This window comes from Paenibacillus sp. FSL R7-0273 (assembly GCF_000758625.1).
Classification (GTDB): domain Bacteria; phylum Bacillota; class Bacilli; order Paenibacillales; family Paenibacillaceae; genus Paenibacillus_AQ.
In genome coordinates this window covers 3,083,300-3,108,761 of record NZ_CP009283.1, presented here as the reverse complement: position 1 = coordinate 3,108,761, position 25,462 = coordinate 3,083,300, and the positions used below count along the sequence as shown (strand labels likewise).

Annotated in this window: 26 protein-coding genes; 8 read left to right on the top strand and 18 right to left on the bottom strand. The window is 51.5% G+C overall.

The window, feature by feature from the left end:
* Nucleotides 1–51: 51 nt before the first annotated feature.
* Nucleotides 52–1,245, top strand: a complete 1,194-nt coding sequence (locus tag R70723_RS13275) for a peptidylprolyl isomerase (protein WP_052421304.1) — start codon at nucleotides 52–54, stop codon at nucleotides 1,243–1,245.
* 85 nt (nucleotides 1,246–1,330) lie between these two features.
* On the opposite strand, the gene R70723_RS13270 is transcribed toward R70723_RS13275, so the two are convergent.
* Both R70723_RS13270 and R70723_RS13265 read right to left on the bottom strand, forming a co-directional pair.
* On the bottom strand, nucleotides 1,331–1,525 hold the full coding sequence (locus R70723_RS13270; protein WP_039872694.1) for a DUF2188 domain-containing protein: 195 nt from the start codon (nucleotides 1,523–1,525) through the stop codon (nucleotides 1,331–1,333).
* Nucleotides 1,526–1,619: 94 nt separating this feature from the next.
* Nucleotides 1,620–2,219 (bottom strand): nitroreductase family protein, encoded by a 600-nt coding sequence (locus tag R70723_RS13265; protein ID WP_039872692.1) that lies wholly within the window; start codon nucleotides 2,217–2,219, stop codon nucleotides 1,620–1,622.
* A gap of 269 nt (nucleotides 2,220–2,488) precedes the next feature.
* On the opposite strand from R70723_RS13265, the gene R70723_RS13260 reads away from it, so the two are divergent.
* Together R70723_RS13260 and R70723_RS13255 are read left to right on the top strand one after the other, a co-directional pair.
* On the top strand, nucleotides 2,489–3,922 hold the full coding sequence (locus R70723_RS13260) for a metallophosphoesterase (protein ID WP_052421303.1): 1,434 nt from the start codon (nucleotides 2,489–2,491) through the stop codon (nucleotides 3,920–3,922).
* A 30-nt stretch (nucleotides 3,923–3,952) separates the two neighbouring features.
* On the top strand, nucleotides 3,953–4,168 hold the full coding sequence (locus R70723_RS13255) for a helix-hairpin-helix domain-containing protein (RefSeq protein ID WP_039872691.1): 216 nt from the start codon (nucleotides 3,953–3,955) through the stop codon (nucleotides 4,166–4,168).
* 77 nt (nucleotides 4,169–4,245) lie between these two features.
* Here the strand turns inward: R70723_RS13255 and R70723_RS13250 are convergent, their stop codons facing one another.
* From R70723_RS13250 to R70723_RS13225, 6 genes are all read right to left on the bottom strand, one after another.
* Nucleotides 4,246–5,763, bottom strand: a complete 1,518-nt coding sequence (locus tag R70723_RS13250; RefSeq protein ID WP_052421302.1) for a copper amine oxidase N-terminal domain-containing protein — start codon at nucleotides 5,761–5,763, stop codon at nucleotides 4,246–4,248.
* 102 nt (nucleotides 5,764–5,865) lie between these two features.
* Nucleotides 5,866–6,534, bottom strand: coding sequence for a TraX family protein (locus tag R70723_RS13245; RefSeq protein ID WP_039872689.1), 669 nt, complete (start codon nucleotides 6,532–6,534; stop codon nucleotides 5,866–5,868).
* Between the two features lie 106 nt (nucleotides 6,535–6,640).
* Nucleotides 6,641–8,449 carry an LTA synthase family protein gene (locus R70723_RS13240; protein WP_039872687.1) on the bottom strand — a complete coding sequence of 603 codons (1,809 nt, stop codon included), beginning with the start codon at nucleotides 8,447–8,449 and terminating at the stop codon, nucleotides 6,641–6,643.
* Nucleotides 8,450–8,674: 225 nt separating this feature from the next.
* A complete protein-coding gene (locus tag R70723_RS13235) occupies nucleotides 8,675–9,664 on the bottom strand; it encodes an aldose 1-epimerase (RefSeq protein WP_039872684.1) in 990 nt (329 codons plus the stop codon).
* Between the two features lie 84 nt (nucleotides 9,665–9,748).
* A complete protein-coding gene (locus tag R70723_RS13230) occupies nucleotides 9,749–10,471 on the bottom strand; it encodes an MgtC/SapB family protein (RefSeq protein WP_039872681.1) in 723 nt (240 codons plus the stop codon).
* 215 nt (nucleotides 10,472–10,686) lie between these two features.
* The gene (locus tag R70723_RS13225; RefSeq protein WP_039872679.1) at nucleotides 10,687–11,478 is read right to left on the bottom strand and encodes an SDR family oxidoreductase; all 792 of its coding nucleotides are present in this window, start codon (nucleotides 11,476–11,478) and stop codon (nucleotides 10,687–10,689) included.
* 170 nt (nucleotides 11,479–11,648) lie between these two features.
* Here R70723_RS13225 and R70723_RS13220 point away from each other — a divergent pair, with 170 nt between their 5' ends.
* Nucleotides 11,649–12,140: a DinB family protein gene (locus R70723_RS13220; protein ID WP_081957371.1), complete on the top strand. Its 492-nt coding sequence runs from the start codon at nucleotides 11,649–11,651 to the stop codon at nucleotides 12,138–12,140.
* A 73-nt stretch (nucleotides 12,141–12,213) separates the two neighbouring features.
* Here R70723_RS13220 and R70723_RS13215 read toward each other — a convergent pair whose 3' ends face one another.
* The 3 genes from R70723_RS13215 to R70723_RS13205 all read right to left on the bottom strand — a co-directional run bounded on the left by R70723_RS13215 (nucleotide 12,214) and on the right by R70723_RS13205 (nucleotide 15,051).
* Nucleotides 12,214–13,008: an ABC transporter ATP-binding protein gene (locus tag R70723_RS13215; protein WP_039872675.1), complete on the bottom strand. Its 795-nt coding sequence runs from the start codon at nucleotides 13,006–13,008 to the stop codon at nucleotides 12,214–12,216.
* Nucleotides 12,995–13,921: an ABC transporter permease gene (locus tag R70723_RS13210; RefSeq protein ID WP_039872671.1), complete on the bottom strand. Its 927-nt coding sequence runs from the start codon at nucleotides 13,919–13,921 to the stop codon at nucleotides 12,995–12,997. Before R70723_RS13210 ends, R70723_RS13215 begins: the two co-directional genes overlap by 14 nt.
* Nucleotides 13,922–13,989: 68 nt before the next feature.
* Complete coding sequence (locus R70723_RS13205; protein ID WP_039872667.1) at nucleotides 13,990–15,051, bottom strand: ABC transporter substrate-binding protein; 1,062 nt, start codon at nucleotides 15,049–15,051, stop codon at nucleotides 13,990–13,992.
* 339 nt (nucleotides 15,052–15,390) lie between these two features.
* Between R70723_RS13205 and R70723_RS13200 the strand changes: the two genes are divergently transcribed.
* From R70723_RS13200 to R70723_RS13190, 3 genes are all read left to right on the top strand, one after another.
* Nucleotides 15,391–16,329, top strand: coding sequence for a C40 family peptidase (locus R70723_RS13200; protein WP_231574879.1), 939 nt, complete (start codon nucleotides 15,391–15,393; stop codon nucleotides 16,327–16,329).
* A gap of 281 nt (nucleotides 16,330–16,610) precedes the next feature.
* On the top strand, nucleotides 16,611–16,994 hold the full coding sequence (locus R70723_RS13195) for a hypothetical protein (protein ID WP_039872664.1): 384 nt from the start codon (nucleotides 16,611–16,613) through the stop codon (nucleotides 16,992–16,994).
* Nucleotides 16,995–17,065: 71 nt separating this feature from the next.
* Entirely contained in the window at nucleotides 17,066–17,938 is an 873-nt protein-coding gene (locus tag R70723_RS13190) for a YitT family protein (protein ID WP_047171119.1), read from the top strand.
* 85 nt (nucleotides 17,939–18,023) lie between these two features.
* Here the strand turns inward: R70723_RS13190 and R70723_RS13185 are convergent, their stop codons facing one another.
* From R70723_RS13185 to R70723_RS13170, 4 genes are all read right to left on the bottom strand, one after another.
* Nucleotides 18,024–18,311 (bottom strand): stage VI sporulation protein F, encoded by a 288-nt coding sequence (locus tag R70723_RS13185; protein ID WP_039872660.1) that lies wholly within the window; start codon nucleotides 18,309–18,311, stop codon nucleotides 18,024–18,026.
* 66 nt (nucleotides 18,312–18,377) lie between these two features.
* Nucleotides 18,378–20,435, bottom strand: coding sequence for an ATP-dependent DNA helicase RecG (recG, locus tag R70723_RS13180; protein WP_039872658.1), 2,058 nt, complete (start codon nucleotides 20,433–20,435; stop codon nucleotides 18,378–18,380).
* A 7-nt stretch (nucleotides 20,436–20,442) separates the two neighbouring features.
* The gene (locus R70723_RS13175; RefSeq protein WP_039872655.1) at nucleotides 20,443–21,303 is read right to left on the bottom strand and encodes a DegV family protein; all 861 of its coding nucleotides are present in this window, start codon (nucleotides 21,301–21,303) and stop codon (nucleotides 20,443–20,445) included.
* 28 nt (nucleotides 21,304–21,331) lie between these two features.
* Nucleotides 21,332–23,107: a DAK2 domain-containing protein gene (locus R70723_RS13170; protein WP_039872646.1), complete on the bottom strand. Its 1,776-nt coding sequence runs from the start codon at nucleotides 23,105–23,107 to the stop codon at nucleotides 21,332–21,334.
* A gap of 191 nt (nucleotides 23,108–23,298) precedes the next feature.
* On the opposite strand from R70723_RS13170, the gene rpmB reads away from it, so the two are divergent.
* The gene (gene rpmB, locus R70723_RS13165) at nucleotides 23,299–23,487 is read left to right on the top strand and encodes a 50S ribosomal protein L28 (protein WP_019911441.1); all 189 of its coding nucleotides are present in this window, start codon (nucleotides 23,299–23,301) and stop codon (nucleotides 23,485–23,487) included.
* 106 nt (nucleotides 23,488–23,593) lie between these two features.
* Here the strand turns inward: rpmB and spoVM are convergent, their stop codons facing one another.
* The 3 genes from spoVM to rsgA all read right to left on the bottom strand — a co-directional run bounded on the left by spoVM (nucleotide 23,594) and on the right by rsgA (nucleotide 25,459).
* Nucleotides 23,594–23,674: a stage V sporulation protein SpoVM gene (gene spoVM, locus R70723_RS13160; protein WP_020431362.1), complete on the bottom strand. Its 81-nt coding sequence runs from the start codon at nucleotides 23,672–23,674 to the stop codon at nucleotides 23,594–23,596.
* Between the two features lie 207 nt (nucleotides 23,675–23,881).
* Entirely contained in the window at nucleotides 23,882–24,550 is a 669-nt protein-coding gene (gene rpe / locus R70723_RS13155; RefSeq protein ID WP_039872640.1) for a ribulose-phosphate 3-epimerase, read from the bottom strand.
* A 3-nt stretch (nucleotides 24,551–24,553) separates the two neighbouring features.
* On the bottom strand, nucleotides 24,554–25,459 hold the full coding sequence (rsgA, locus tag R70723_RS13150) for a ribosome small subunit-dependent GTPase A (RefSeq protein WP_039872638.1): 906 nt from the start codon (nucleotides 25,457–25,459) through the stop codon (nucleotides 24,554–24,556).
* Nucleotides 25,460–25,462 lie beyond the last annotated feature (3 nt).

The following is a 25,462-nucleotide window of genomic DNA, read 5'->3' as shown; positions in this document are numbered from 1 at the left end:
AAGTTGTAGAAAGACAGGCATCACCTATATTGAAGGGAGTCATTAATTCTAATGGACAAAAAAGAATTTGAAGGTAATGAGCAATTGAACAACAACGCAACACCGGAAGAAACTGCTGCTTCCGCAAACAACAATGAAGCTTCAGTTGAAGCAGAACCGGTGTTTACAGCGGCAGATGAGACTGTTCCTGCAGCACAAGCGGCTGTAGAGCCGGACAGCAATCCAGCAGCACCTGAGACTGTTCCTGTGATGAGCAAGGTTGGCGGCGGCAGCACTCCCCCTTCATCCCCTAAAGGCGGCAAGGGCTGGATGATTGCTTCAATCGTACTTGCGGCAGCACTGATTATAGTATTGATTAAACCGCCTTTCCAGAAGGATGAGAGCAGCACTGCAGTGGCTACCGTTAACGGGGCTGATATCACCAGAGCCCAGCTGTACGACAAGCTGGTTGAAGCCGGGGGCGAAACAACCCTGCAGAACCTGATTACCACAACCCTTGTAAGCCAGGAAGCCAAGAAAGCCAACATCACTGTTACTGATGAGGATATCAATGCAGAAATTGAAGATCTGAAAACCCAGTTCGGCGGAGAAGATGCGCTGAACGCCGCTCTGGCCCAGAGCTCGATGACGCTTGACGACCTGAAGGCCCAGATGCCGCTGCAGGTTGAGATCCGCAAGCTGCTGGAGCCGCAGATAACTGTAACGGATGAAGATATTTCTGCTTATTTCGATGAGAACAAGGCTACCTTTAATCAGGAAGAACAGGTTCAGGCCTCCCATATCCTGGTTGAAACCAAGGAAGAAGCCGATGCAATCGTCAAACAGCTCAATGAAGGTGCTGATTTTGCAGCACTGGCTAAAGAGAAATCCGCTGATACAGGCTCCAAAGAGAACGGCGGAGACCTTGGCTTCTTCAAGAAAGGCGACATGGTCCCTGAATTCTCCGATGCTGCCTTTGCCCTTAAGGTAGGCGAAACCAGCGGTGCTGTGAAGAGCGATTACGGCTACCATATCATTAAGGTAACAGACCGTAAGGAAGCTAAAGAATACACACTGGATGAGAAGAAAGAAGAAATCAGAAAAACATTGACCTCCCAGAAGGTGTCTGAGCTGTCCTCCACCTGGCTGCAGGATCTGACTACAAACGCTAAGATTACAAATACCCTTACGGATGAGCCTGGAGCTTCGGCAACACCAGCAGCCTCTGCTGACCCGGAAGCTACAGAAGCACCTGCTGCTGAATAATTACCTCACGCTACAAAAGGACCAGACGGTTAATTGCCGCCTGGTCCTTTTTATGCTGTCAGCCTGTGACCGGGTGCAGCAGGTGCTACGTATTTTTTTTGCGGATCTGCTTGTCGTGGTTCTCGCCCCACTCTTTCGCCTGAGCTGTAGCAATTGCAATGGCCCGCCCCTCCTCATATCCGTCCTCCAGCAGCGCATTGGCAATCTCAATCGCCTTATTGCGCACCGGTGCCATGAAATTTTTCAGGGAATCCGGATAATCCTCCTTGGTCCAAGGCATAGCAAAAACCTCCTTTATCAGGGTTATATAGTCCATGAACGATCATAGTACTACTTATCCTGATTAAGGAGGTTCTAAACAATAGGGCTAAACCTTATTTATGAACCTTTACGCGGTCTTCAATCGGCTGGAATTCTTTTGGTCCCGGAGCGGTAACCGTCTTGCCGAACGGCAGCTGGGCAATCAGCTTCCACTCTGCCGGAATACCGAAGGTTTCCTTCACCTCATCATCGATCAGCGGGTTGTAGTGCTGAAGCGAAGCGCCCAGACCGGCTTCCGAGAAGGCTGTCCAAACTACAAACTGCAGAATTCCGGAGGACTGATTGGACCAGATCGGGAAATTGTCAGCGTACAGGGCAAAATTCTCCTGCAGATTTTTTACTACGGCCTGATCCTCAAAGAACAATACAGAGCCGTAGCCGGCTTTGAACGAAGCCAGCTTCTGTGCAGTTCCTTCGAATTGCTCAGTCGGCACAATCTTGCGCAGTGTTTCAGCTGTAATATCCCACAGCTTATCATGCTGTTCGCCAAGCAGAACTACTGCTCTGGAGCTCTGAGAGTTAAAGGAAGTCGGGCTATGTAATACGGCCGCTTCAACAATTTCTTTGATTTTATCATCGGAGACCGGAGATTCCTTGCTGATTGCATACACAGACCGTCTTGCTTCTACAGCTTCGAGAAAAGTCTTAGACATAAAATAACTACCTCCATTTAATTAAGTAACTAACTTTTGTATATCTTAACACTTCTTTTCCGATAAAACAACACCTATTTAACAATATTTCGGAGCCGGAGCTCTATATCAACTCTTATTGTCGCAGAATTCACGCAATTTATTCGCCTTCCACTATTTTCTATAATCACATCTGGACCTTTCGAAACATCTGCTGTATTCCGGTATACAAATCAGCCTCAAATGAGCTACAATAGTGCAGCAAATTTGCTGAAGGAAGGTCCTCGAATATGATTATTACTGCCCTTAAAAGCCGGTTTCCGTCCATAAATCCGGCAATATTAATGGTCAGCTTACTGCTTACCGCAGCCGCCCTCCTGTCAGGCTGCAAAGACACACAATTGTCATCTGATGTTTCCGGCACTCCGACCAGCACCGCTGACAGCTATGAGGACCGGACACAGCCGGTATCCTTCTGGGTGGCAACAGATACCCATTACCTGGACAAAGCGCTGCAGGATGGCGGTCCGGCGTTCCAGAGCTATGTCAGCGGCGGGGATGGTAAAATGCTTCCCTACAGTGATGAGCTTATGGAAGCACTCGTTCATGATGCTGCAAAGGTAAAGCCGCGGTTTCTGATCCTAAGCGGTGATCTGACCAACAACGGGGAAGCCGGCAGCCATACTGAGCTTGCCGCCAAGTTGAAGCGTATCGAAGAGCATGGTACCTCCGTCTATGTTATCCCGGGCAATCATGATTTGTTTAATCCATGGGCGAGATCCTTTAAGGATGACAAGCAAATCATAGCCGAGCATATCACCGATACCGATTTCACAGAGCTGTATGCCGACTTCGGGTACAATGAAGCCGTTTCAAGGGATAAGAACAGCCTGAGCTATGCGGTTAATGCCGCACCGGGCTTATGGCTGCTGATGATTGACAGCAGCCAGTATGTCAATAATCTTAAGTACGGCTTTCCTCAGACCGACGGCCGTATTCTGCCGGCAACATTGGCCTGGATGAATGACTGTGTAGAGCTCGCTGCAGAGCAGCAGGCCTCAATCATTACAGTCATGCATCACAATCTGCTCAGTCACACCTCCATGTCCGTCTCCGGCTTTAAGCTTAATAACAGCCAGGAAACGATGACTGCCCTGCGTAAGGACAACCTTAATCTCGTATTATCCGGACATATTCACATGCAGGATATCCAGCGGGACCCTTTGGCCGGACAGACTGCTGCAGACGGGTTAACGGTTACTCCGGTTTTTGATATCGCCACCAGTGCTTTTGCAGTCAACCCGCATCAGTACGGCAGAATGACCTTTGACCCGCGATCCCGGAAAGTCACCTATAAAGCGGCTTCCTTAGACGTCGAGGGCTGGGCTGCTGACAATGGAATAACGGATTCCAACCTGTTAAACTTTACTGCATATGCCGAAAATTCGTTCGCTAAGGGCTCCTATAATAAAGCGATGCAGAATCTTGAGGAAAGCGGCTTTAGTGTAGAAGAGAAGCAGTCTATGGCCGAGATGATGTCTTCACTGAATGTTCATTATTTTGCCGGCACAGCCAGTGTTGACGCAGAAGCCATCAAGGCGATGCCGGGATACATGCTGTGGCAAAGGCAGAAGGAAGGCTTCATGTCAGGCTATATCAGCAGTATGCTGAAGCCCAAGGAGCTTAGTAATACAGAGCTCGAAATGACCCTTACCAGGCAGTAGGCTCCTGCCGCTGCAGAAAGGAGGCTATGAATGACTTCACGAATCGTACCGCTGCCGGAGAGCGGACTTCCGGTCAAGCTGTCCCAGCCGGCGCTGCGTGCGCTGGAGCATGCCGGCTACAGCAGTCTGGAGCAGCTAACCCTCGTCAGAGCAAGTGAGCTGGCCAAGCTGCACGGCATGGGTCCCAAAGGAATTGATATGCTGCGGGAGGCCCTTGCCGCCAGAGGTCTTGATTTTGCCAAATAGCAGCTGTAAGCAGCAAAAAGCCGGAGCCCTTGAATAGGAGCTCCGGCTTTACTTTTTTCTATTAATACGACTGCAGCTTAAGGACGGTCAATCCAGATGTAGCCATCCTCATCCACCTCTACCTCGGCACGCAGCGCCTCGGCAAGTACCCGCAACGGTACATTGGCATCCCCGTATTCATCTACGAACACAGGACCCTGCAGCTTCACAGCTGTGCCGTTAACGAGCGCCTGATTCGAACCGATTTTGAATACGATGGTATCACCGTACACATCCTCAGTTACCGTAATCGATTTGTCCGCACCGTTCCAGGTGATTCCGGCATCCAGATCCTCTGCCACATAGCGCAGCGGAACCCAGGTAGTGCCGCCAATGTTCACAGGATAATAATAGTAATCATCATCCGGTTCAATCATCAGGGTCTTGGCTGTAATTTTAAAGTCATCCTTAAGCACATTGTAGACGGTTGAGCCCGGCTCAAAGTTACGCAGGGTTTCTCCCGGTGTGAGCTCCGTGCTGTTCAGATCCAATGCACCTTCCCTGCTGATCAGATCCGCTGTAACCGGACCGTTAACATTCCAGGTCTGGCTCTCCGATTTTACGGAGATGCTCTTCAGCGGCAGATCTTCACTGGCCGGCAGAGCTACCGTAAGATCAAAATTCTGCTTGCGCACATGGAAGCCGCTATCGACAAACAGATCCACCTGCAGCTTCGTATCCTTGCTCAGTACAGTAGCCAGCTCAGGTGTATTCTCATAAAGATTATCGAGCTGCTTATCATAGACCAGCAGCAGTGCATCCACCGCCAGCTTAGCGGCATCGTGGGCTACAGTCACAACACCTTCCTTGTCCTCCAGCGGGATTTCTCCGAAGCCAAGGTAATCCAGCTCCTCATCAGCTCCTGTAGCAATCAGAATAGGATACAGATAATCGTACAAACCGCCGATTAAAGCTGTAAATCCTTCTGTATCCTTGGACACAGATTTCAGGAAGCTCTTCACCAGTGCAGGCAGCTCATCACCTGTAATTTCGGTATGTAGCTTCGTCAGGTTCAGCTGCTGTCCATACACTGTTTCGCTTACAGAGGTGGCACTGATTGCAGCCGGATTCGGCAGATTCTTAACGACGAATTCCGTTACAAGCTTGGTGATATCCTGCAGCTTGTTCTCATCCAGCCCTTCCACACCGAGGGAATCCTCGTAGCTATCAAGCGGGAAATAGAACGGCTGCTTGGCTCCTTCAGCATTGAACACAACCGCTTCCTGATCCATAGACAGATTGAACGGTACTGTCGCCTGCTTGTAGGTCACAGTCCCGGCAGCAGACACATTACCGTTATCCTGCAGCTTAACATGGGCAATATTAACGGAAAAAGAATTGATAAGTTCGACCATTTCCAGATCCTCGGCACTGATTCCGTCAGCCGGAACAGCATTCAAGGACAGTGTTGTACTGGACTCTACCGATTTAACATCCAGATCCCCCAGCAGCGCCTTATTTACATCCAGCCCGCCCACAGTCTGGCATCCTGCCAGAATCAGCAGCATAGCCAGCACCGGCAGCAGCCATTTGGTGCCCTTCTTCATTCTCTTCATAGCATGACTCCTTCATAGGTTATTTGTACATCTATCCATCAACTCAAAAAGAGGGAGGATCAGCATTCAAAGGTGCTGTATTTCCCGGTTACAGGAAATTTTTTAAAGCATAAACAGAGTCCGCCATTGAATATTTACCCATTCCTGGGTATTGAGAATCTTTATCGCTGCCAAAATGGCCAGATGTCCCGGATAAAAGGACCACCATACCCAGCGGGGCAGCCGTCTGCGCTCAAGATAGGTCCACGCTGCAGGAAATACAGCGATAACAAGCGTCGGCATAATACTATACATTTGGACAAGCCAGCCGCTGTAGAACAGATAAAAGCCGTTCAGCAGAAAATGGGCCAGGATCAGATAATAGGAGCGCGCGTAGCGGAAAACCAGCACCAGTAACAGACCATAGGCATTGTAATCCAGCGGCAGCGTATCCATCATATAGACGGCAAGCAGCACAAGCGGAATGCCGAACCAAAGGGACGGCAGCTTATCCAGGATGACAAGCACAATCGCGGAGAGCAGCAGCGTGAATACGACGTTCCAGCCGCCGGGATCCAGCGCCATATTGTACGGCACCTGCGCAATGACCGCGATCAGCAGCAGACGCAGCAGATACTTTGGTGTTGATTTAGTATGTATATGCCCTTGTACCAGCGCGTAGCAGTAAATCGGAAAGGCGATTCTCCCCACTATTCTCCAGCCCATTTCATAAGGAAAAAAAATGTAGCCGACGTGGTCAATCAGCATAGTCAGCATTGCGATAATCTGCATCTACTTGCCTCCTGTTAAATGAGTTCTCTGAGTGCTATTATCCAATGCTTTGCAGGGCAGTGCAAGCATCCCTACTATTTCCACAAAATGCAACCGGTTTCCTGCTTCAGAATAACAGCTCAGACGAGTAGCTTTCACCCTCCAGCAGGTCGTACTCAACCAGCCGGTAATCGTTCAGAAGCTCCTGCTGCCGGCTGGTCAGGCCTGTGAGCGGACCGCCTGAGCCAATCAGCGCAGCCTTGCTGAGACCGGGCAGCTCCGCCTGAACCTGACTCAGCAGCTTATAAAAAGGCGGCATAGACAGCCCGGACATCTGGAATACTTCCGGCCCCAGAAATGCCGGGCTTAGCGTTCCGAGCGGAGCCGCGCCAATGTCGAAGTTCGCCAGGAACATCAGCGTAGTTTCATGCTTTAGCCGGGGCTCCCCTTCCCAGCCTGCATCCGAATAAATACCTGCAGACAACGCAGGCAGATGATCGCCCCAGAATACGGCAATGGTAGGTCTACTGATTGTCAGCAGCTCCCTCTGCAGCAAGGATAGCGCCTCGTCCGTAAGTTTGCTGTTCTGGACATAGGTCTCCATCTCATCCTTATATTCAGACTTGATCCCGCTGACCGCTATGGTGTTCGGCCCGTTCTGCCCCTTGGTGAACGGGAAGTGGTTCTGCATGGTTACCAGATGCAGAAACAAAGGCTCTGCTGCTGACTTAAACCGGCTTACCGCCTCCTGCACGGCAAACTTATCGGATATGTAACCTCCAGGTGTAATACGGCCGCTGTCACCAAGCTCCTTTTCACTGGTGAAGGAATCAAAGCCGAGCATCGGATATACCCTGTTCCGGTTATAAAAGGTTTCATCATACGGATGCAGTGCCTCGGCCCTGTAGCCCCGCTCCTTCAGTATGCTGACGATAGAAGGCAGAGCATTCATTTTGACAAGCTTCTGCTGGTATGGAATAGCCCCGTCCTTCAAGAAATACATGGACAGCCCGGTCAGCGCTTCAAATTCAACATTGGCCGTATTTCCCCCGAATTCAGGTGAAAGCAGATAGCCTGAAGGAGCCTTATTCTCTGACCCATGAATAAAGCTTAAGGGGTCACTGCTAAAGGTCAGACCGCCAAGGCGTGTCGGATCAAAAAAGGCTTCATCCATCATGAACAGAATATTAGGCTGCTCTCCTGCCGGAGGTACAGCTGTATCACCCGGCAGCAGTTGGCTGTATTTGGCTGCAATTGCCTCAATATTGTGGCGGCTGTACCCTTCAGGCTGCTCCATCAGATTCTGGCGGAGATTGCCTGTAAAGGCGTAAAGAAAACCGTTCTGTGCATAGTTCACCTTCTGGTTCCAGAATATATTCTGGTACTTCATAGAGGATGACAGTGAGGTCTGTCCGCCGATCATAGTGATAAAACCAGCCAGCAGCAGCACAGACACAGAGCCCAGCAGCAGCCTGAGCGGCAGGCGCAGCTTAACCTCAGGCAGCCTGCGCAGCAGCCAGATCACTACAGCAGCAGCCAGCACCGCTGCAGCAAGCATCATCGGCGAGATCATGCCTTTAGTGATGGTAAGCATATCCGCAGCGTTTTTGAGCAGCAGCAGATCCCAGGGAAACAGCGGCTCCCCGGTTGTCTGCAGCTTTTTATAATCAGCAGTACCAACAACGGCACATAAAAGCATGACTATGAAAGGCCCGATATACATGTTGGGCAGGAGCACCGACGCGGCCAGCAGCAGGAAACAGAGAAACAGGCTGCCGGAAGCATACAGCAGCGGATATTCACTGATCCAGTTTATCACCTTTACCGGCTCCAGGCCTGATGAGGTTGTCTGCAGATAGAAGTTCAGCCCAAATCCGCCCAGCAGCAGAAATGCCGGAAACATCCAGCTATGTTGTGCAAAAAGCTTGTGACGCAAGTAAACCACCTACTCCAATCTATAATAAACGTGTAGTATACGCCATCAAGCTTAAAGCTATATTAAAAAGACTTGTTGCCAAGTCTTCCGCTGCCCCTATTCTTCACATCCGCCGGACCGCCATATACCACTGTTTATATACAGATCAGCAAAAAAGCGGGCTGCAGCGTTAAGGCTGCAGCCCGCTTTGAATAGATTTGCACAGCAGAATCGTGTTCAAGCTGTTTATTTTACATACAGACGGCCGGTCTCTTCCCAGAACTCTCCGGGAGCCAGGCTGAACAGTCCGATTTCATCGGCTGGCAGATCAACCTTAGGCGCATTTACAAGGTTAATCTGCGGCTCAGGGCAGAAGAAGCCTTCGGTTGCCCCGTTGTTCCAGATCATCCACTGCTTGTACGAAGTACCGACATCATACACCAGTGTTACTCCAGCCTTACTGTCCGTTAGCTCCATCCGGTTACGGCCGTTCTGCGCAACTGCAGTATAATGGTTGTCCATTGGCGCATAGAACGGGTACAGGCCTTCATCGCGCAGGGCAATTTCGTCCGCGGTCAGCTCCTGGAAGGCACCTGTAGGCAGCATACGCTCATTGAGCTCCCAACGGTCGCCGATCGTCAGCTTCACTTTGTAATCCTGCGGAGTGCTGCCCGGAGCAAACGGCGCATTAATAGCGGTATGGAATGCCAACAGACATGGCATCAGCTCTTCACCGTCGTTGTGCACCTGCAGCTGCTGGGACAATCCGTCTTCACTAAGCGTGTAGCGCAGCTTAACCGTGTATTTGAACGGCAGATATTGATAAGACGGATGGTTCTCATCCACCTTGATGACTACGGTGACGAAGCTTTCGCTTTTACCACTGCCAAACTCCTCAACTTCCCAGGCAGCAGTATGTAAAAAGCCGTGAAGATGGTTCCCCGTCGCCGTCTCGTTCACCGGAAGATGATAAGTCCGGCCGTTAAACGGGAATTCCCCGTCTTCATAACGGTTTGGAGGGAACAGCACCGGAATGCCGTGAATTCCCGGACTGGCCTTGAAATCCTCCATCTCCTCAGCGCCTGGCTCATGCAGGAAACGGTATCCGTTCTCGGTATCGCGGAAGCAGATCAGGTTGCCCCCGATGTGCGGCAGAATCGCCGCCTCATAACGTCCGGCCTTCAGCCAGACCGCTGCTTCCCCTTCAAATTGTCCTTCATAGGCTGTAATCGACATTGTAAATTTGTTCTCCCTTCCATATCCTCAAAATGACTCTCTAAGATAGATTAACACATCTTGGGAAGCGGTAACACGGCATTTTTACAATTGTTCCACTTCGACGCTCATGACATGTTCAATTTTTTTCACATCATAATAGATTTCTGTCGCATAATCATGGTCAGGCGCAGACAAAACCATATCAATCATCTGACGGCCGTCATCGAGATCCTTGATTTTCATCCGCCGGATGGCCCGGCCCGGTTTACGTGATTTACGCTGTTCTGTCATTGGACGGCCCTCAATTTTCTGAATGACCTCAGTCAGCACGTAGTTAGGCTCCATGATGATTTTGACTGAGATTTCGTGCTTGTTAAGCACCTCAGGCCCAATCGCCTTGATCAGCAGCGGGACTGCGTTAACAGCGAACATAAGCAGCACCACCGCATAGCCTGCCTCCAGATAAAAGCCTGCGCCTACCGCAATTCCGATCCCCGAGGCCGTCCAGATAAGTGCCGCTGAGGTCAGGCCTGAAATAGCATCTCCGCCCCTGCGCAAAATAACCCCGGCCCCTAAGAAACCGATTCCGCTCACAATCTGGGCTGCCAGACGCATCGGGTCCATCGTAGGATGCTCCGCCCCGCCAAACTTGTCGTAGGCATGAATGGAGACGAGCGTCACCAGACAGCTTGCGATGCTGATAACCATGCTGGTCCGGATCCCCAGCGGTTTCTGCTTTAATTGCCGGTCGATGCCGATGAACAGCCCGAACAGCATGGCCACCAGCAGTTTTATTATCGATTCTGTATGAAGATCAATACTCATGGCTCCTCCTCTAAAAAAACAGATAAAATTAGTATACCTGAAAACGGCGGACAGGCTCTTAATATTTTTAAATAAAGAAGAAACGCATGCCGCTCTGCTGCATACCGCATTAACCTGCTAGAGGCTGCTGCAGCATTGCCGCGGATGGAATCCGTTTCTTCGGTAGAGGAACTATTCATAACATACTATGCCTGCCAGTGCCTGTTTAGAAGGATCTAGCCGTGCAGCAGTGATTCAGCGCCGTCACAATAGATTTCAGTACCTGTAATATGATCAGAATCATTTGAAGCGAGGAAAAGCGCCAGCTTGGCTACCTGGTCCGGACGTCCCGGCCCCTCCTCCAGCGGCTGATCACCCTCAGGGAATTCAACCGGTATCTGCACTTCCTTCAGATCCTCTGAAGGATAGGTGTTGTCATCGATGTTGGTGGAGATCGCTCCCGGACATATTGCGTTTACTCTAATTTTGTACTGGGCCAGCTCAAGCGCTGCCATTTTCATAAAAGCAACCTGCCCAGCCTTAGTAGTACTGTAGGCCGAAAATCCGACATTGGAAAAGACACGGTTCCCGTTAATGGAGCTGTTGATCAGAATACTGCCGCCGTTATCCCTCAAATGCGGTATAGAGTATTTAACGGTTGCGAAGGTTCCGCGAAGGTTGATATGAATGGTCTGATCCCAGTCCTCCACCTCCATCGTTTCAATCGGCGCCATCGACCCGTTAATTCCGGCGTTTGCGAATACTATATCCAGTCTGCCCCATTTGGCAGCCGCCTGGTCGATTGCTTCCTTCACCTGCTGCGGCTGTTCAATATCACACTCGATGACATGTGCCTCTCCGCCTGCCTGCTCCACCTGACGCTTTACTTTTTCAGCATTATCAGGGGTACGGTCCAGTAAGATGACCTTGGCGCCGTTTCTCGCAAATTCCAGAACAGATGCCTTACCGATCCCTGACCCGCCGCCGGTTACAATTGCTACTTTGCCTGTCAATTTAAGTTCTGCCATCGTTATGTTCCCTCCTGTTGTTGTTCTTTCCCTAACCTTTACCTCGCATTCACCGAAATGAACCGGGTCACGGACATTTTGACTTCCTGGATCAATATGGATACCATTAGAAAATATCAGCTGCAGTCTGTAAGCACAATCAACTCTATAAGCATGCAAAGGAGACTACAATGATGATGACGCATAATGAAGACATCCGCGGGCAGATTTACGAGGCCGTATCAGGCCTGTCGTCAGAAACGCTGAACCTGAAGCCTGCTGAGGGCAAATGGTCGGCCGTGCAAATCATGGAGCATCTTTATCTGATGGAAAAAGCAATCACCGCCGGCATTATGCAGGCTCTTGCAGCGGACAGTGACACAACCGCTGAGCCAAAGCCCTACCAGCTGACGCTAGACCGCTCACGCTTTATTGATGCACCTGCACATCTGGTTCCGGCTGGGGAATTTATCCCGCTGGGTGACGTCCGGGCGCGGCTGGACCAATCCCGGGCCGCGCTGGAAGCAGTGCTGGCACAGAGTGACAAGGATATATGGAGCCGCAGAGTATATCCGCACCCGGTCTTCGGTATGATGGATGTGGCCCAGTGGGTTGATTTTGTCGGCATTCATGAGGAGCGTCACCTGGCACAGCTGAGAGAAGCGCTGGCGGCAGCAGTATAAATAGAGACACCTAAACACACCGAAGGACCGTGCAGGTTATTCTGCACGGTCCTTCGGTGTGTATGGATTCAGCTTACCCCAGCATCATCCGGTCATCTGCCAGCTTATGTCCGCTAATGGTTTCGAACTCTCCCAGCAGGCGTTCAACAGTCAGATCCTTTTTGCGCGTTTCGTCAATGTCGAGGATAATGGAGCCTTTATCCATCATAATCAGGCGGTTGCCCAGACGGATGGCCTGCTCCATATTATGGGTAACCATCAGTGTGGTCAGCTTCATTTCACGGACGATATTCTCTGTCAGCTTGGTGATCAGGTCTGCACGGGCAGGGTCAAGCGCTGCCGTATGCTCGTCCAGCAGCAGAATCTGCGGCTGGGTAAAGGTTGCCATCAGCAGGCTCAGCGCCTGCCGCTCCCCTCCGGATAACAGCCCCACCTTGGCCCGCAGCCGGTTCTCAAGGCCGATGCCCAGGCGGCTCAATTGTTCACGGAATACAGTACGTCTGGCCGCATTCACCCCGAAGGCGAGGCCGCGGGTCTGGCCGCGCTTGTAGGCCATCGCCAGATTCTCTTCAATCGTCATATGCGGGGCTGTACCGGCCATCGGGTCCTGGAAGACCCGGCCGATCCAGCGGGCCCGCTGGAACTCAGGCAGATGACTGATTGAATTCCCTTCAATCCGCGCTTCACCCAGGTCCGGCTTCATCACACCGGAGATCACATTCATTAATGTAGACTTGCCTGCACCGTTACTGCCGATGATCGTTACAAAATCGCCGGCCTTCAGCTCCAGGTCGATGCCCAGCAGGGCGATTTTTTCGTCAGGCGTACCGGGATTGAACAGCTTGGACACATTATCAAGCTTTAGCATTGGCTGTTCCCCCTTTCTTGCTGCGCAAGGCCTGCTCTGCCAGCTCAGCTGTACGTCTGCGTGCCGTGCTCTTCGTCTTGAGATAGCGCTGAACCGACGGGAACAGCAGGGCTACGATAACGATGATTGCTGTAATCAGCTTTAAATCCGAGGCTTCCAGCCAAGGCACACGCAGGGCGAGTGCCACAACAATCCGGTATACGATTGAGCCCAGAACCGCTGCCAGGGTAGCCCGGAAGACACTGCCCGCTCCGAAGATCGCTTCCCCGATAATAACGGAAGCCAGACCGATAACGATCATACCAATACCCATAGATGAATCGGCAAAAGTCGAGTACTGGGCGATAAGTGCACCAGAGAGTGCAACCATACCGTTCGACAGACTGATGCCGAGAATAGTCGTAGTATCTGTGTTGACCCCAAAGCTGCGGATCATCCGTGAATTGTCACCGGTCGCCCGCAGGGCAAGTCCAAGATCAGTCCGCAGGAACAGATCCATCAGAACTTTGACCAGAATGACAACAAAAGGCATAACAAGCAATGGATCGATGGAGCTGAACAGCGTGTTCTCCCCCATCAGTGAAACGTTAGGTTTGCCGAGAATCCGCAGATTGATGGAATAAAGCGCAATCATCATGAGAATTCCTGACAGCAGTCCGTTGATCTTGCCCTTCGTGTGCAGCAGGCCTGTACACATTCCTGCCAGCATACCGCCGGCGAGCGCACAAAGCGTAGCCAGCCACGGTGCGGCTCCGTTCGTAATCATTACAGCGGCGATAGCCCCGCCGGTTGTAAAGCTTCCGTCTACAGTCAAATCAGGAAAATCGAGAATCCGGAACGTGATGTAAACCCCTAAAGCCATAAACGCATACAAGAGGCCCATTTCCACGGCTCCGAGCATTGAATTATACATTGGTGACTTCCCCCTTCAAGCGGCAAGAGGCGTCCCTTACGGGATCGCCCCATTATGATGTCTGGCTTTTATTGAATGATATTGTTCTCCTGATCGCTCACTTCAGCCTTGATGGCATCAGTAACTTCAATTCCTTGAGCCGCAGCAGCCTTCAGGTTAATAATCAGGTCCAGCTTCTCCTGCATAGTAACCTTCATGTCGCCAGGGCTTGTGCCGTTCTTAAGGACATCAACAGCCATTTCCCCAACCTGGTAGCCATGGTCATAGTATTTGAAGCCGACGGTGGCAAAAGCGCCCTTCTCAACCGTATCGCGGTCCGCCGAGAAGAACGGCAGCTTATTGTCGTTAGCAGTCTGGATAACAGCATCAACGCCGCTTACGACCGAGTTATCCAGGGTGATGTAGAAGGCATCTACACGTCCCACCAAAGATTCTGCTGCCTGCTTTACTTCTGAAGTATTAGTAATTGCCGCCTTCACCAGCTCAATCCCGTGCTTGTCCAGCTCTTCCTTGGCAATACCCGCCATAACAACCGCATTGGGTTCACCTTCATTAATGACAAGGCCGAGCTTCTTCACATCCGGGAACTGGGTGGCAATGAAGTTCATCAGCCGGGTAATAGCCTCAGGGTTGGTATCCGATGCACCGGAAACATTGCCGCCCGGATGATCAAGGTCGCTGACAATCTTGGCATCCAGCGGGTCCGTTACTGCAGCGAACAGAATCGGCGTATCCTTAACATTCTGCACGACCGCCTGAGCGGAAGGTGTGGCAATACCCAGCACCAGATCATTTTTGTCTCCGGCAATTTTCTGTGCAATGGAGAGGTTGTTGGCCTGGTCCGCCTGGGCGTTCTGCAGGTCTACTGTCAGGTTCTCGCCTTCGACAATACCGGCATCCTTCAATGCAGCCAGAAAGCCGTCACGTGTAGCATCCAGCGACGGATGCTCAACATATTGCGAAATAGCAATCTTGTAGGATTTGGCTGCATCTGCAGGTGCGTTGGTTGAAGCAGCCGGTGTATTCCCGGAATTCGCTGCCTCCGTGTTAACCGCATTGTTATTTCCGCAGCCTGCAGCAACCAGCATCAGGCACAGGCCCAGACCGGCCCAAAGTTTCGATTTCTTCATCAGATAACCCCTTTTCTGTTTACGGTATCAGCGCGTGTATCAAAGTGAGCGACTCAGCATTATCGCTTTCATCTTTAAAAGCATTAAAGCGAAAGCTCACATCAATCTCTCATTAGATACAGCATTTCTATTAAACTTTATATTATATGGAGGTTGTTTATCCGTCAATCGTAAATCAGCAATCCAGATATTACAATATCCGCACAATGTCGACAAGCTCAGCTGCAAAGGCTCTGATCCATACAGGAACAGGAAGCCTACCCAGCAAGTCCACTCTTATAAAATACGGCTATTTGCGCAAAATGAAGCTACAGTTTGAACAAATGGAGCGTGACATACATGATGAAGATAACCGTCAACAAAAAATCGGCAGCAGCAGCAATGCTTATCGCTCTAACCATGACAGGCAGCGCCTGCGGATCTTATCAGGCGGAGCAAAAGCCTAAAGCAAACTCCATCACACCTTCAGGCGCCTTTGCCGGCAGCTATTATGAAAAATCATACGTTACCGACAACCAGGGAAAGTTCTGGATACCGCTCAAGCCGGCGGCAGCCTCCCTCGGATACCGGCTGAAGGATGACAGCACAAGCGGCGGCTATGCCAAAATCGGCTATACCGATGTGATGTACATGCTGAAGCCCGACTCCGCCCAGGTATTTTCTCTCGGAGAGAAGGTGACGCTGCCGGATGCCCCTATCCGCCGTAACGGCCAGATCTACATCACCCCTACAGCCCTTTCCAAGCTGCTTCAGACTGAGGTGGGCTGGAATCCGACAACCGGCGAGATTAACATTGCCCCTCCGACCGATAAGGACAAGGGTGTAATGAATGGTACGGCCTCCGGCAAGGGAGCTCCAGGAACGCTGCGGATTCAAAGTGCATCCAATGTAGACACAGACGAGCTGATCGCTTTTGCCAAAAAATTCCTGGGAGTCCCTTACGACTTCGGCGCCGGCTCCTATGAAGAGACCAAGAAATTCGACTGCTCCTCCTTTACCCGTCATGTATTCAGAAAATTCGGCGTAGACCTTCCCCGGCTGGCGCGTGACCAGGATAATATCGGGCGGCGGGTTAACCGCAATGACCTTAAAGCAGGAGATCTGATTTTCTTTACCGTTCCGGGACGATTCGAAAGCGACGCTGTCCCAGGGCATGTCGGCATTTATATCGGCAGCGGCAAGTTTATTCATACCTGGGGCGAGCCCGGCGTACAGATCAGCGAGCTTGATTCAGGCTATTGGAATAATGTTATATTGCACATGCAGCGCGTACTTTAAGCGTCCATAAAGGGCGGAGAGCCGGTTAGACGGCTGTTCCGCTCTTTTATTCTGTTGCCTAACGATGACAAGTCTGTAATCATTCATTATGTCGTCAATTAAGGACATTTGTGGCAAAAAAATGTTCATAAATCCTTTTTTTCTTTAAAATACTCTTATTTACTCACTATGCTTCAGCTTCACGGTTATTTTCCGGCTGTGAAAGCGGGCGTTCAATTGGTCCTGCCTTGAAACATATGCTATGCTTACACTATATGATACAGTAAGGAGGTGTTTCCATAATGACATATCCCGCAGGTAAACCGCTTACAGTCTGGCTTCGTGCAGCGCTTGTTCCTCTTCTGCTGCTCATGACGCTCGCCGCCTCTGCCGGTGCAGCTAATCTTGCCGAGCCCGAGCAATATCCGCATATTGAACGTTATGAGCATAAAGTGACCCAGCCTGCCCGTTTGCACGCGCCTTTGCCGAAGTCTGTGCCGGTTTTGCGCAGTGTCCATCATGGAAGCCCCTTGTCTGTCTCTCAGGATACGTGGCTGGCAGTATGCTTCGTCCTGCTGTATCCGGTCTTTTATAACCGTTTGAAGCTCCTGCTGCTCCGCCAGCTTAAATATACTTCGAATTATGTGAGATCATACCGTTCATCCAACTGTCTAACAGCCTCTTAACACTAACCATACTGCTCCCGCCGCTACGGCGGCACACAATACAGTTTCCCTGCCGAAGGAGGAACCCTTGGATGAATCAACCTTTAAATCATAGACTTCCGGCTCCAGGCCGTACCAAGCTAATCCGTATTCTCTGTGTCATCTTTGGAGGTCTGCTGGCAGCGGTCGGACTCGAGCTGTTCCTGATGCCGCACAAGCTCGTGCTTGGAGGCATTGCCGGCTTGTCGGCGCTGCTGGCCCATCTTACTGAAATGCGGCTTGGCCTGTTTCTGTTCCTGTTCAATCTGCCGTTTATTCTGCTGACACGCCGGCAGATTAACCTGCGTTTTGCATTGTACACCCTGCTTGGCCTGGTTTGCCTCACCGTCGGCTCGCTGGCGCTGCATCATTTTCCGGCAGTATCCGCTGACCCGCTGATTGCAGCTGTTGCCGGAGGACTCTGCCTTGGTCTCGGGATCGGCATCATGATCCGGTCAGGCGGACTCTCAGGAAATGCCAAAGAACAAGGCTTTCTGTTAACTGACGGAGGGCCGGCCAAATCAGCCGAAGTAGTCATCATGCTGTTTAACTGCTGCATTCTGCTTGCCGGAGGCATGCTGTTCGGCTGGGACCAGGCAATGTACAGCATTATCGCCTATCTGCTCGCCTTTGAGGGTGTACGCTTCTCCCTACGCGGCCTCTCCCGTTCCAGAGCGGTCTGGATTACCAGCAGCCGCTATGAGGAAATCCGCAATGCCCTGCAGCTCTCGCTTAAGCGGGATGTCAAGCTGATCCAGCCCGGCAATAAGGATGGCCAGCCTGGCGTACTGTTCTGTCTGGCAAGCAGACTCGAAGAGGATGCTCTTACCTCCATCGTCCATTCCTGTGACAAGAACAGCACAATCACAGTTAGCACCAATCAGCCGGACAGCATTGCTGCATGGGTACGCCGTAAGATAAGCTAAGCTCTGCTCTAGGCTCGAATATCAAAAAGACGTTTCCGCAAATGTTAAGCGGAAACGCCTTTTTGTTGTCCCTGGTATACCCGGCTCAGCGGAACATGCCCCACAGGCGGATAAGGTGGAAGGTATTATTCGGGTCGATCTTTTGAGCAATGACGAACTTAATGATCTGGTCCTCCTGCGCACCGGTCAGCTTCTCGTTCAATACTGCTGCAGCATTCTTTACAAGCCTGCGCACAACAGCTGTATCCTGCAGCTCCTGCTTGGAAATGCCGTTAATCATGTTCTTGATCCGGTCCTTTACTGCCGGATTCTTCATCTTCAGCTTAATGCGTTCCACCAGCTGGGGACTGATTCCGTATTGCTGATATCCCAATTGCAGCACCTCCCGTCATATCCAATCATTCACAGTATATGAGGGCAGACTGCTGCATGTGCCTAATTAATCGATGATTTCCCCCTGGAATATCTGCTCGGCCTGCAGATAGCTGCGCAGCGGGGCATAATCAGCAGAGGTCCAGAAGGAGGTGTCCTTCAGGAGCATAGCTGCATCGTCCCGGGCCTGCTCGAGAATTTCGAAATCGGCCGTCATATCGGCCAGCCTGAACTCCGGCAGACCGCTCTGCTTGGTTCCGAAGAAGTCGCCGGGGCCGCGCAGCTCCAGATCACGCCGGGATATCTCGAACCCGTCGTCAGTATCCGTCATTGCCGTCATCCGTTCCCGGCCGATTTCGGATTTCGGATCGGCAACCAGCACACAATAAGAGGCATGCTGGCCGCGTCCGACCCGGCCGCGCAGCTGATGCAGCTGCGACAGGCCGAAACGGTCTGCATCCATTATAATCATAAGCGTTGCATTGGGAACATCGACTCCAACCTCTACAACGGTTGTAGAGACCAGCAGCTGGACTTCGTTGCTGTAAAAAGCACGCATCACTTCATCCTTCTCTGCAGGTGTCATCCTGCCGTGCAGCAGGCCAACGGAATAGTCCGGGAATGCCTGTGACATCTGCACATGCAGATCGATCGCATTCTGCACATCCAGCTTCTCCGATTCCTCAATCAGGGGACAAATCAGATAGGCCTGTCTGCCCTGGTCAACCTCACGGTTCACCAGCTTCAGCACCCGTTCCATCAGATCATGCTTGACCCAATAGGTGGTAATTGGCACGCGCCCTTTAGGCCGCTCCGAAAGTGTGGATACATCCATATCCCCGAATACTGTTATAGCCAGTGTACGCGGGATAGGCGTAGCAGTCATCGTCAAGACATCAGGATTGTACCCTTTACGCCGGAGTATGCTGCGCTGGTTGACCCCGAAGCGGTGCTGCTCATCCGTTACCACCAAACCCAGCGAGCGGAAGAATACATCCTCCTGGATCAGGGCATGGGTCCCTACCACAATATCAATCATCCCCATCTGCAGTGAAGCCAGCAGATCCTTGCGTTTACGGCCGTTAACGCTGCCGGTCAGTAGTCCGACGGTAATCCCGAATGGCTCGAGCATCCTTGTCAGGGAGCGCATATGCTGCTCGGCAAGGATTTCGGTCGGCACCATCAGCGCCCCCTGGAAGCCTGATTTAACCGAAGCATACAGGGCAATGGCGGCAAGCACCGTCTTTCCGGAGCCTACATCCCCCTGCAGCAGCCGGTTCATGCAGGATTCGGAGCGCATATCCTGCAGGATCTCCAGCTCCACGTGCTTCTGGGCATCCGTCAGCTCAAACGGCAGACTCCGCACAAACTGGCGGACGGTCGCATTATCAACGGTATGCCGGACTCCGTCCAATCTGCCCTGATTGAGCACCCGGAACGCCTGTACCTTAAGCTGGAACAGGAACAGCTCCTCATAGACCATCCGGCGCCGTCCCTGCTGGCCTTCACGGGTATCCTCAGGCTGGTGGATCGTAGCGATTGCTTTTTTGCGCGGCATAAAATCATACTTGCGTATTATAACCTGCGGCAGAATTTCCGGAATCAGCTCGCCGAACTGCTGGAGACCCTGATTAATGGATTTGCGCAGCCAGGTCTGGGTAATCTTGCCCCCAACCGAATATACCGGCTGAAGCGTCCCGGTCTTGCCCTCGCCCCGGTCCGGAAATTCATAGCTGGACACTGTAATCTGGCTGCGCTTTTGATCCCATTTACCTGAGATCATTACCTCACGGCCTGCGGTCAGCTGGTCACGCACATATGGCTGATTAAACCAGGTAGCTGTGAACATCCACGGTTCCGCTACCAGCTTACAGCTGATCCGCGATTTGCCCCCGAAGCGCTGCAGCACCGGAATTCCGATTACCTTTGCAATCAGGGTTGCTTTCTCACCGTGCTTGACTTCACTCAGCGACTTGGGCCGGAAATCCTCATAACGGAACGGATAATATTCTAATAAATCCTTCACTGTAAAGACGCCAAAGGCGTGAAGCTCGCCTTGCTTTTGAGCGCTCACGCCAGTTATTTGTTTGACTTCAATTTGATCAAGTGATAGCAGCTTATTCATCCCCTATTTACGCGGGCCAAATGAACACGGCTAAAGTCCCGTTGCCGACATGGCTGCCTACGACCGGACCGATATTGGTCAGCACCTTCTCTTCCAGAGTAAAGTGACCGGCCAATTCATTCAGAAATTCTTCGCCGTAAGCCGGTTCCGCCGTATGACCCACGGCCACGTTGATTGTATTCACACCCGGGAGATCGCTCTTGAACAGCTCAATCATCCGGGCAACCGCCTTCTTGCGGCCCCTGACCTTCTCTACGGCGTAGATAATGCCTTCCGCATCAATGGAAAGAATCGGCTTGATGTTCAGCAGTGTGCCCAGAATGGCAGAAGCTTTGCCGATTCTGCCGCCTTTCTGCAGATATTCAAGCGTATCGACCAGGAAATACAGCTTGCGCGACTGCCGCAGCTTCTCCACGGCCTCCAGTATTTCTGCAGGCTCCTTACCTTCCGCGGCCATCCGGCCGGCAGCTACTACCATGAACCCGAAGCCGTAGGAAGCGGACAACGAATCGACTACAGTGATATGGTCCCCTTCCTCTTCCAGCATCGATTTGGCAAGCACAGCAGACTGGTAGGTTCCGCTTAGCCCTGATGAAATATGAAAGGAGAGCACCGGACTGTCCGGATAACGCTCCATAATGCTGCGGTACACGTTCATATACTCAACCGGTGACGGCTGCGAGGTGGTCGGCAGCTGCTGTGAGCGGGGAAGACGCTCATAGAATTGCTCCGGTGTCATATCCAGATTATCCCGGAAAGCCTGTTCGCCGAACATAAGCGTGAGCGGCACGACCTCAATGCCATACGCCTCCGCCAGTGCCGGCGGGATATCTGAAGTGCTGTCTGTGACAATAACCGTACGATTCATGGATTTCCTCCCCAAACTATAATTATACCTAAGGCTCAACTGAGAAAAGATAGTAGTACAGCGGCTGTCCGCCTTCGTGCACTTCTACTTCCACCTGCGGGTATGTTTCCTCCAGCCAGCTGCCCAGTGATTCTGTAACGCCTGCTTCAGCATCGGAGCCGGTTAATATAGTGACAATCTCATCACCGTTCACCAGCATTGTCGCCAGCAGCGCCTGACTGGCTGCCAGCAGCTCGTCGGAAGCGGCAACAATCTTCGAGTTGGAAATCCCGATATACTGTCCGGATTTAATCTCCAGCTCTTCAATAACCGTATCGCGGACCGCATTGGTGACCTGCCCGGATTTCACCTGGGAAATGGCCTCCAGCATACTCTCAGTATTGGTCTCCACCGCATCCTCCTCCTGGAAGGCAAATGCAGCGGCAATTCCCTGCGGAATGCTCTTGCTCGGAATAACGGTGACCTCACGCTCACCCTCAAGCAGCTCCTTGGCCTGCTGTGCCGCAAGCACAATGTTAGAGTTGTTCGGCAGCAGATATACATGCTTGGCGGAGATTGAAGAAATCGCATTAACGAAATCCTCTGTACTAGGATTCATAGTCTGTCCGCCAGCCAGCACGACATCGACGCCGAGGCTCTTGAAGATCTCAGAGATGCCGTCACCGGATGATACCGCGATGAAGCCGTATGGTGCGAGGTCATCCGCCGGAGGCTCCGCCGGTGCCTGTACTGTGCTGTGCTCCTTTGGAATCTCGGCAAACAGCTCAGGCATTGGTGCAATATCCATACCGGCCGTCAGCAGGTCACGGTGCTGCTCACGCATGTTAAGAATGTGAATCTGGGTGATTTCCCCGTACAGCAGAGCCAGATTAAGCACATCTCCAGGTGTCTTCGAATGTACATGGACCTTGATGGTCTCATCGTCAGAAATGACAATAATGGAGTCGCCGTTCACTGACAACGCTTTCCGGAATTTTTCTTCATCGAAAATAGCTCCGGTCCCGCCAAGCTGGCGGTTAATGAAGAACTCCATATCATATAAAAATTCAATATCTTCCGTATGAAGCTGGGATTGGGCAGAGGACTGCACAGATGAAGGCGCGTTAGCAGGCTTGGTCAGCACAGACGCCGGTACTGCAGCAGGCGCAGTAGCTTGTCCCTGCACAGTGTTCTGTACAGAGGCGGTGCCGCTTGTCAGATACTGGTGGAATCCTTCATAAATGTAGACAAGTCCCTGGCCGCCGGAGTCTACTACTCCAACCTGCTTCAGAACCGGGAGCAGCTCAGGCGTATTCGCCAGCGCTTCCTTCGCTTTGGCCAGCACTTCCGTCATCAGCTCCGTAATATCAGTCGTACGGCGTGCAAAATATACGGCATGTCTGGCTGCTTCTTTAGCAACGGTAAGAATAGTGCCTTCTACTGGCTTAACCACTGCTTTGTAGGCTGTATCCACACCGGTCTGCAGCGCTGCTGCGAACTGCTGCGTGTTCAGCTCATCATATTGGGCGGCGTAGCGTCCAAGACCTCTGAACAGCTGTGACAAAATAACGCCGGAGTTCCCCCGTGCGCCCATCAATAGACCTTTGGAGAGTACTCCTGCACATTGACCGACAGAGGCGGTATTATTCTTTTTCAATTCGTTCGCACCTGCGGTCATCGTCAGATTCATATTGGTTCCTGTATCCCCATCCGGTACCGGAAATACATTCAAGGAATTGACGTGCTCTGCATGCTGCTGCAGCTTCTCCGCGCCGGCCAGAACCATTGCGGTAAAATCTGCTCCGTTTATAGAACGCTTACTCAATGAGAATTCCCCTTCCTAACTTCATGCCTAATCAATTCAATGATTAACTGGACATAATACACTAATTTATATTGTACTATAAGAGCCAAAAGAAATAAATGTTTTTGAATCGGTTGACGTAGCAAATTTTGCTGTGATATTATATTTAAGTATTGTTTTATGCAGGTGTAAGTAACAAGGAGGTGTAATCTATGTCCCGCAAATGTACTGTAACAGGCAAGAAGCCAGGCAGCGGTAACCACGTGTCTCACGCAAACAACCGCAACCGTCGTTCTTGGGGAGTTAACGTTCAGAAGGTCCGCATTCTTGTGAACGGCAAACCGAAACGCGTGTACGTCAGCACCCGTGCTTTGAAAGCCGGTAAAGTTGAACGCGTTTAGTCTTGGAATTATTCCAGGATCTAGCGATATTTCATATGAATGAAGCAAAAAGCACCCTTTACATTTGTAAGGTGCTTTTTTTCATGTTTTCTGTTCAGTTATAAACTCAGCTCTTCTGAAACGTGTTCAATATTGCCTTAACAAAGCCTCCCAAAAATCTTGGCAGTTTAAACGTGTAAAATTTCATTATTAACCCTCCCATCAATTGTTGCCGTACGGTAGGAGACTACCCTGATTTCGTAACCCTCATATAACCCTGACGAGCTGCAGACCTCCCTTGAAGTACAAAAAAAGGCTACATGAGATTTCTGCTCATGTAACCATATTTATGCGGCCACAACTTGGCCTATACCTGAATCCATTAATCCCCTTAATGCTTGTCTGCTAAGGACTTTTACCGGATACCCGCTTCTGCAGCCTCTCTGATAGCCTGTATGGCGGCTGCACGGTCAGGGCGTCCAAATACGGCGTTGCCGGCAACCAGCACATCTGCGCCAGCCTCAGCCACCAGTCCGGCAGTATTCTCAGCGATACCGCCATCCACTTCAATCCGCAGATTGTGGCGGTTCATTTCGCCTGCCCATTCGCGGATCTGCCGGATCTTGCGCAGTGTATTCGGAATAAAAGCCTGCCCGCCGAAGCCTGGGTTCACGGTCATAACCAGCACCATATCGACATCCTCAAGCACCTCACGCACTGCCGAAGCCGGCGTTCCCGGGTTAATTGCGACGCCGGCCATCAGGCCCAGCTCCTTAATTTGATGGATTACGCGGTGAAGATGCACGCAAGCCTCAGCATGCACAGTAATGACAGCTGCACCGGCTGCGGCAAAATCCGCAATATAACGTTCCGGGTGCTCAATCATCAGATGGACATCCAGCGGCAAAGAGGTATGGGCCTTTACTGCTTTGACAATCGGAGGGCCGAGTGTAATATTCGGCACAAAGTGCCCGTCCATTACATCAACATGTATCCAGTCTCCTCCGCTCGCTTCAGCATTGGCAACCTCAGCACCAAGGGCAGCGAAATCGGCAGATAAAATGGATGGGGCTAGCAGGATCATAAGTTAGTACCTCCGTTTCTTGTCTTTCATCTCATTATAGAACAGCTTGTAATGCTCGTACCGGCTGTCTGCTATCTCGCCTGCCTGCAGGGCCTCCATGACCTTGCAGCCCGGCTCATGCAAATGGCTGCAGCCGCGGAACTTGCAGTTCTCCGCATAGGAGGCGAACTCACGGAAGCAGACCGACAGCTCTTCCACACCAAGCTCAAGAAAATCCAGCTGGCTGAAGCCCGGCGTATCCGCTACGAAGCCGCCGCCGCCGATATCAATAAGCTCAACATGGCGGGTCGTATGACGCCCGCGGCCGAGGCGCATACTGATTTCGCCTGTTTCCAGTTCAAGGCTGGGCACGAGCCGGTTAAGCAGTGTTGATTTGCCTACACCCGACTGTCCGGAGAATACACTGATCACCCCGGCCAGCCTTGCCCGCAGCTCTTCACTGCCCGAGCCGTTAAGGGAACTGGTAACCAGCACCTCGTAGCCGATCTTCTCATACATTTCCTTGACCTGTGCGGTAGCCTCGCCTTCATCGTCAGCCAGGTCCTGCTTGGTCAGCACAATCAGCGGCTCCAGGCCGGAGTGCTCGATATGCACCAGAAATTTATCAAGCAGATTGAGATTCATATCCGGCTCACGCACAGAAAACAGCAGTACAGCAAGCTTGACATTGGCAACCGGCGGACGGATCAGCTCCGATTCCCGGGGCAGAATTTCATCCACCATTCCTTCACCATTTTCGGTCAAAACGTACATAATGCGGTCACCAACCAGCGGTGCTGTTCCTTTTTTCTTGAGAATTCCCCGCCCGCGGCACTGTACCGCTTCCTCTTCTGTAGCAATGAATCCGTCCCGCAGCGGCTTGACATAATAATAACCGCTCAGTGCTTTAACAATTATACCTTCAGGCATACA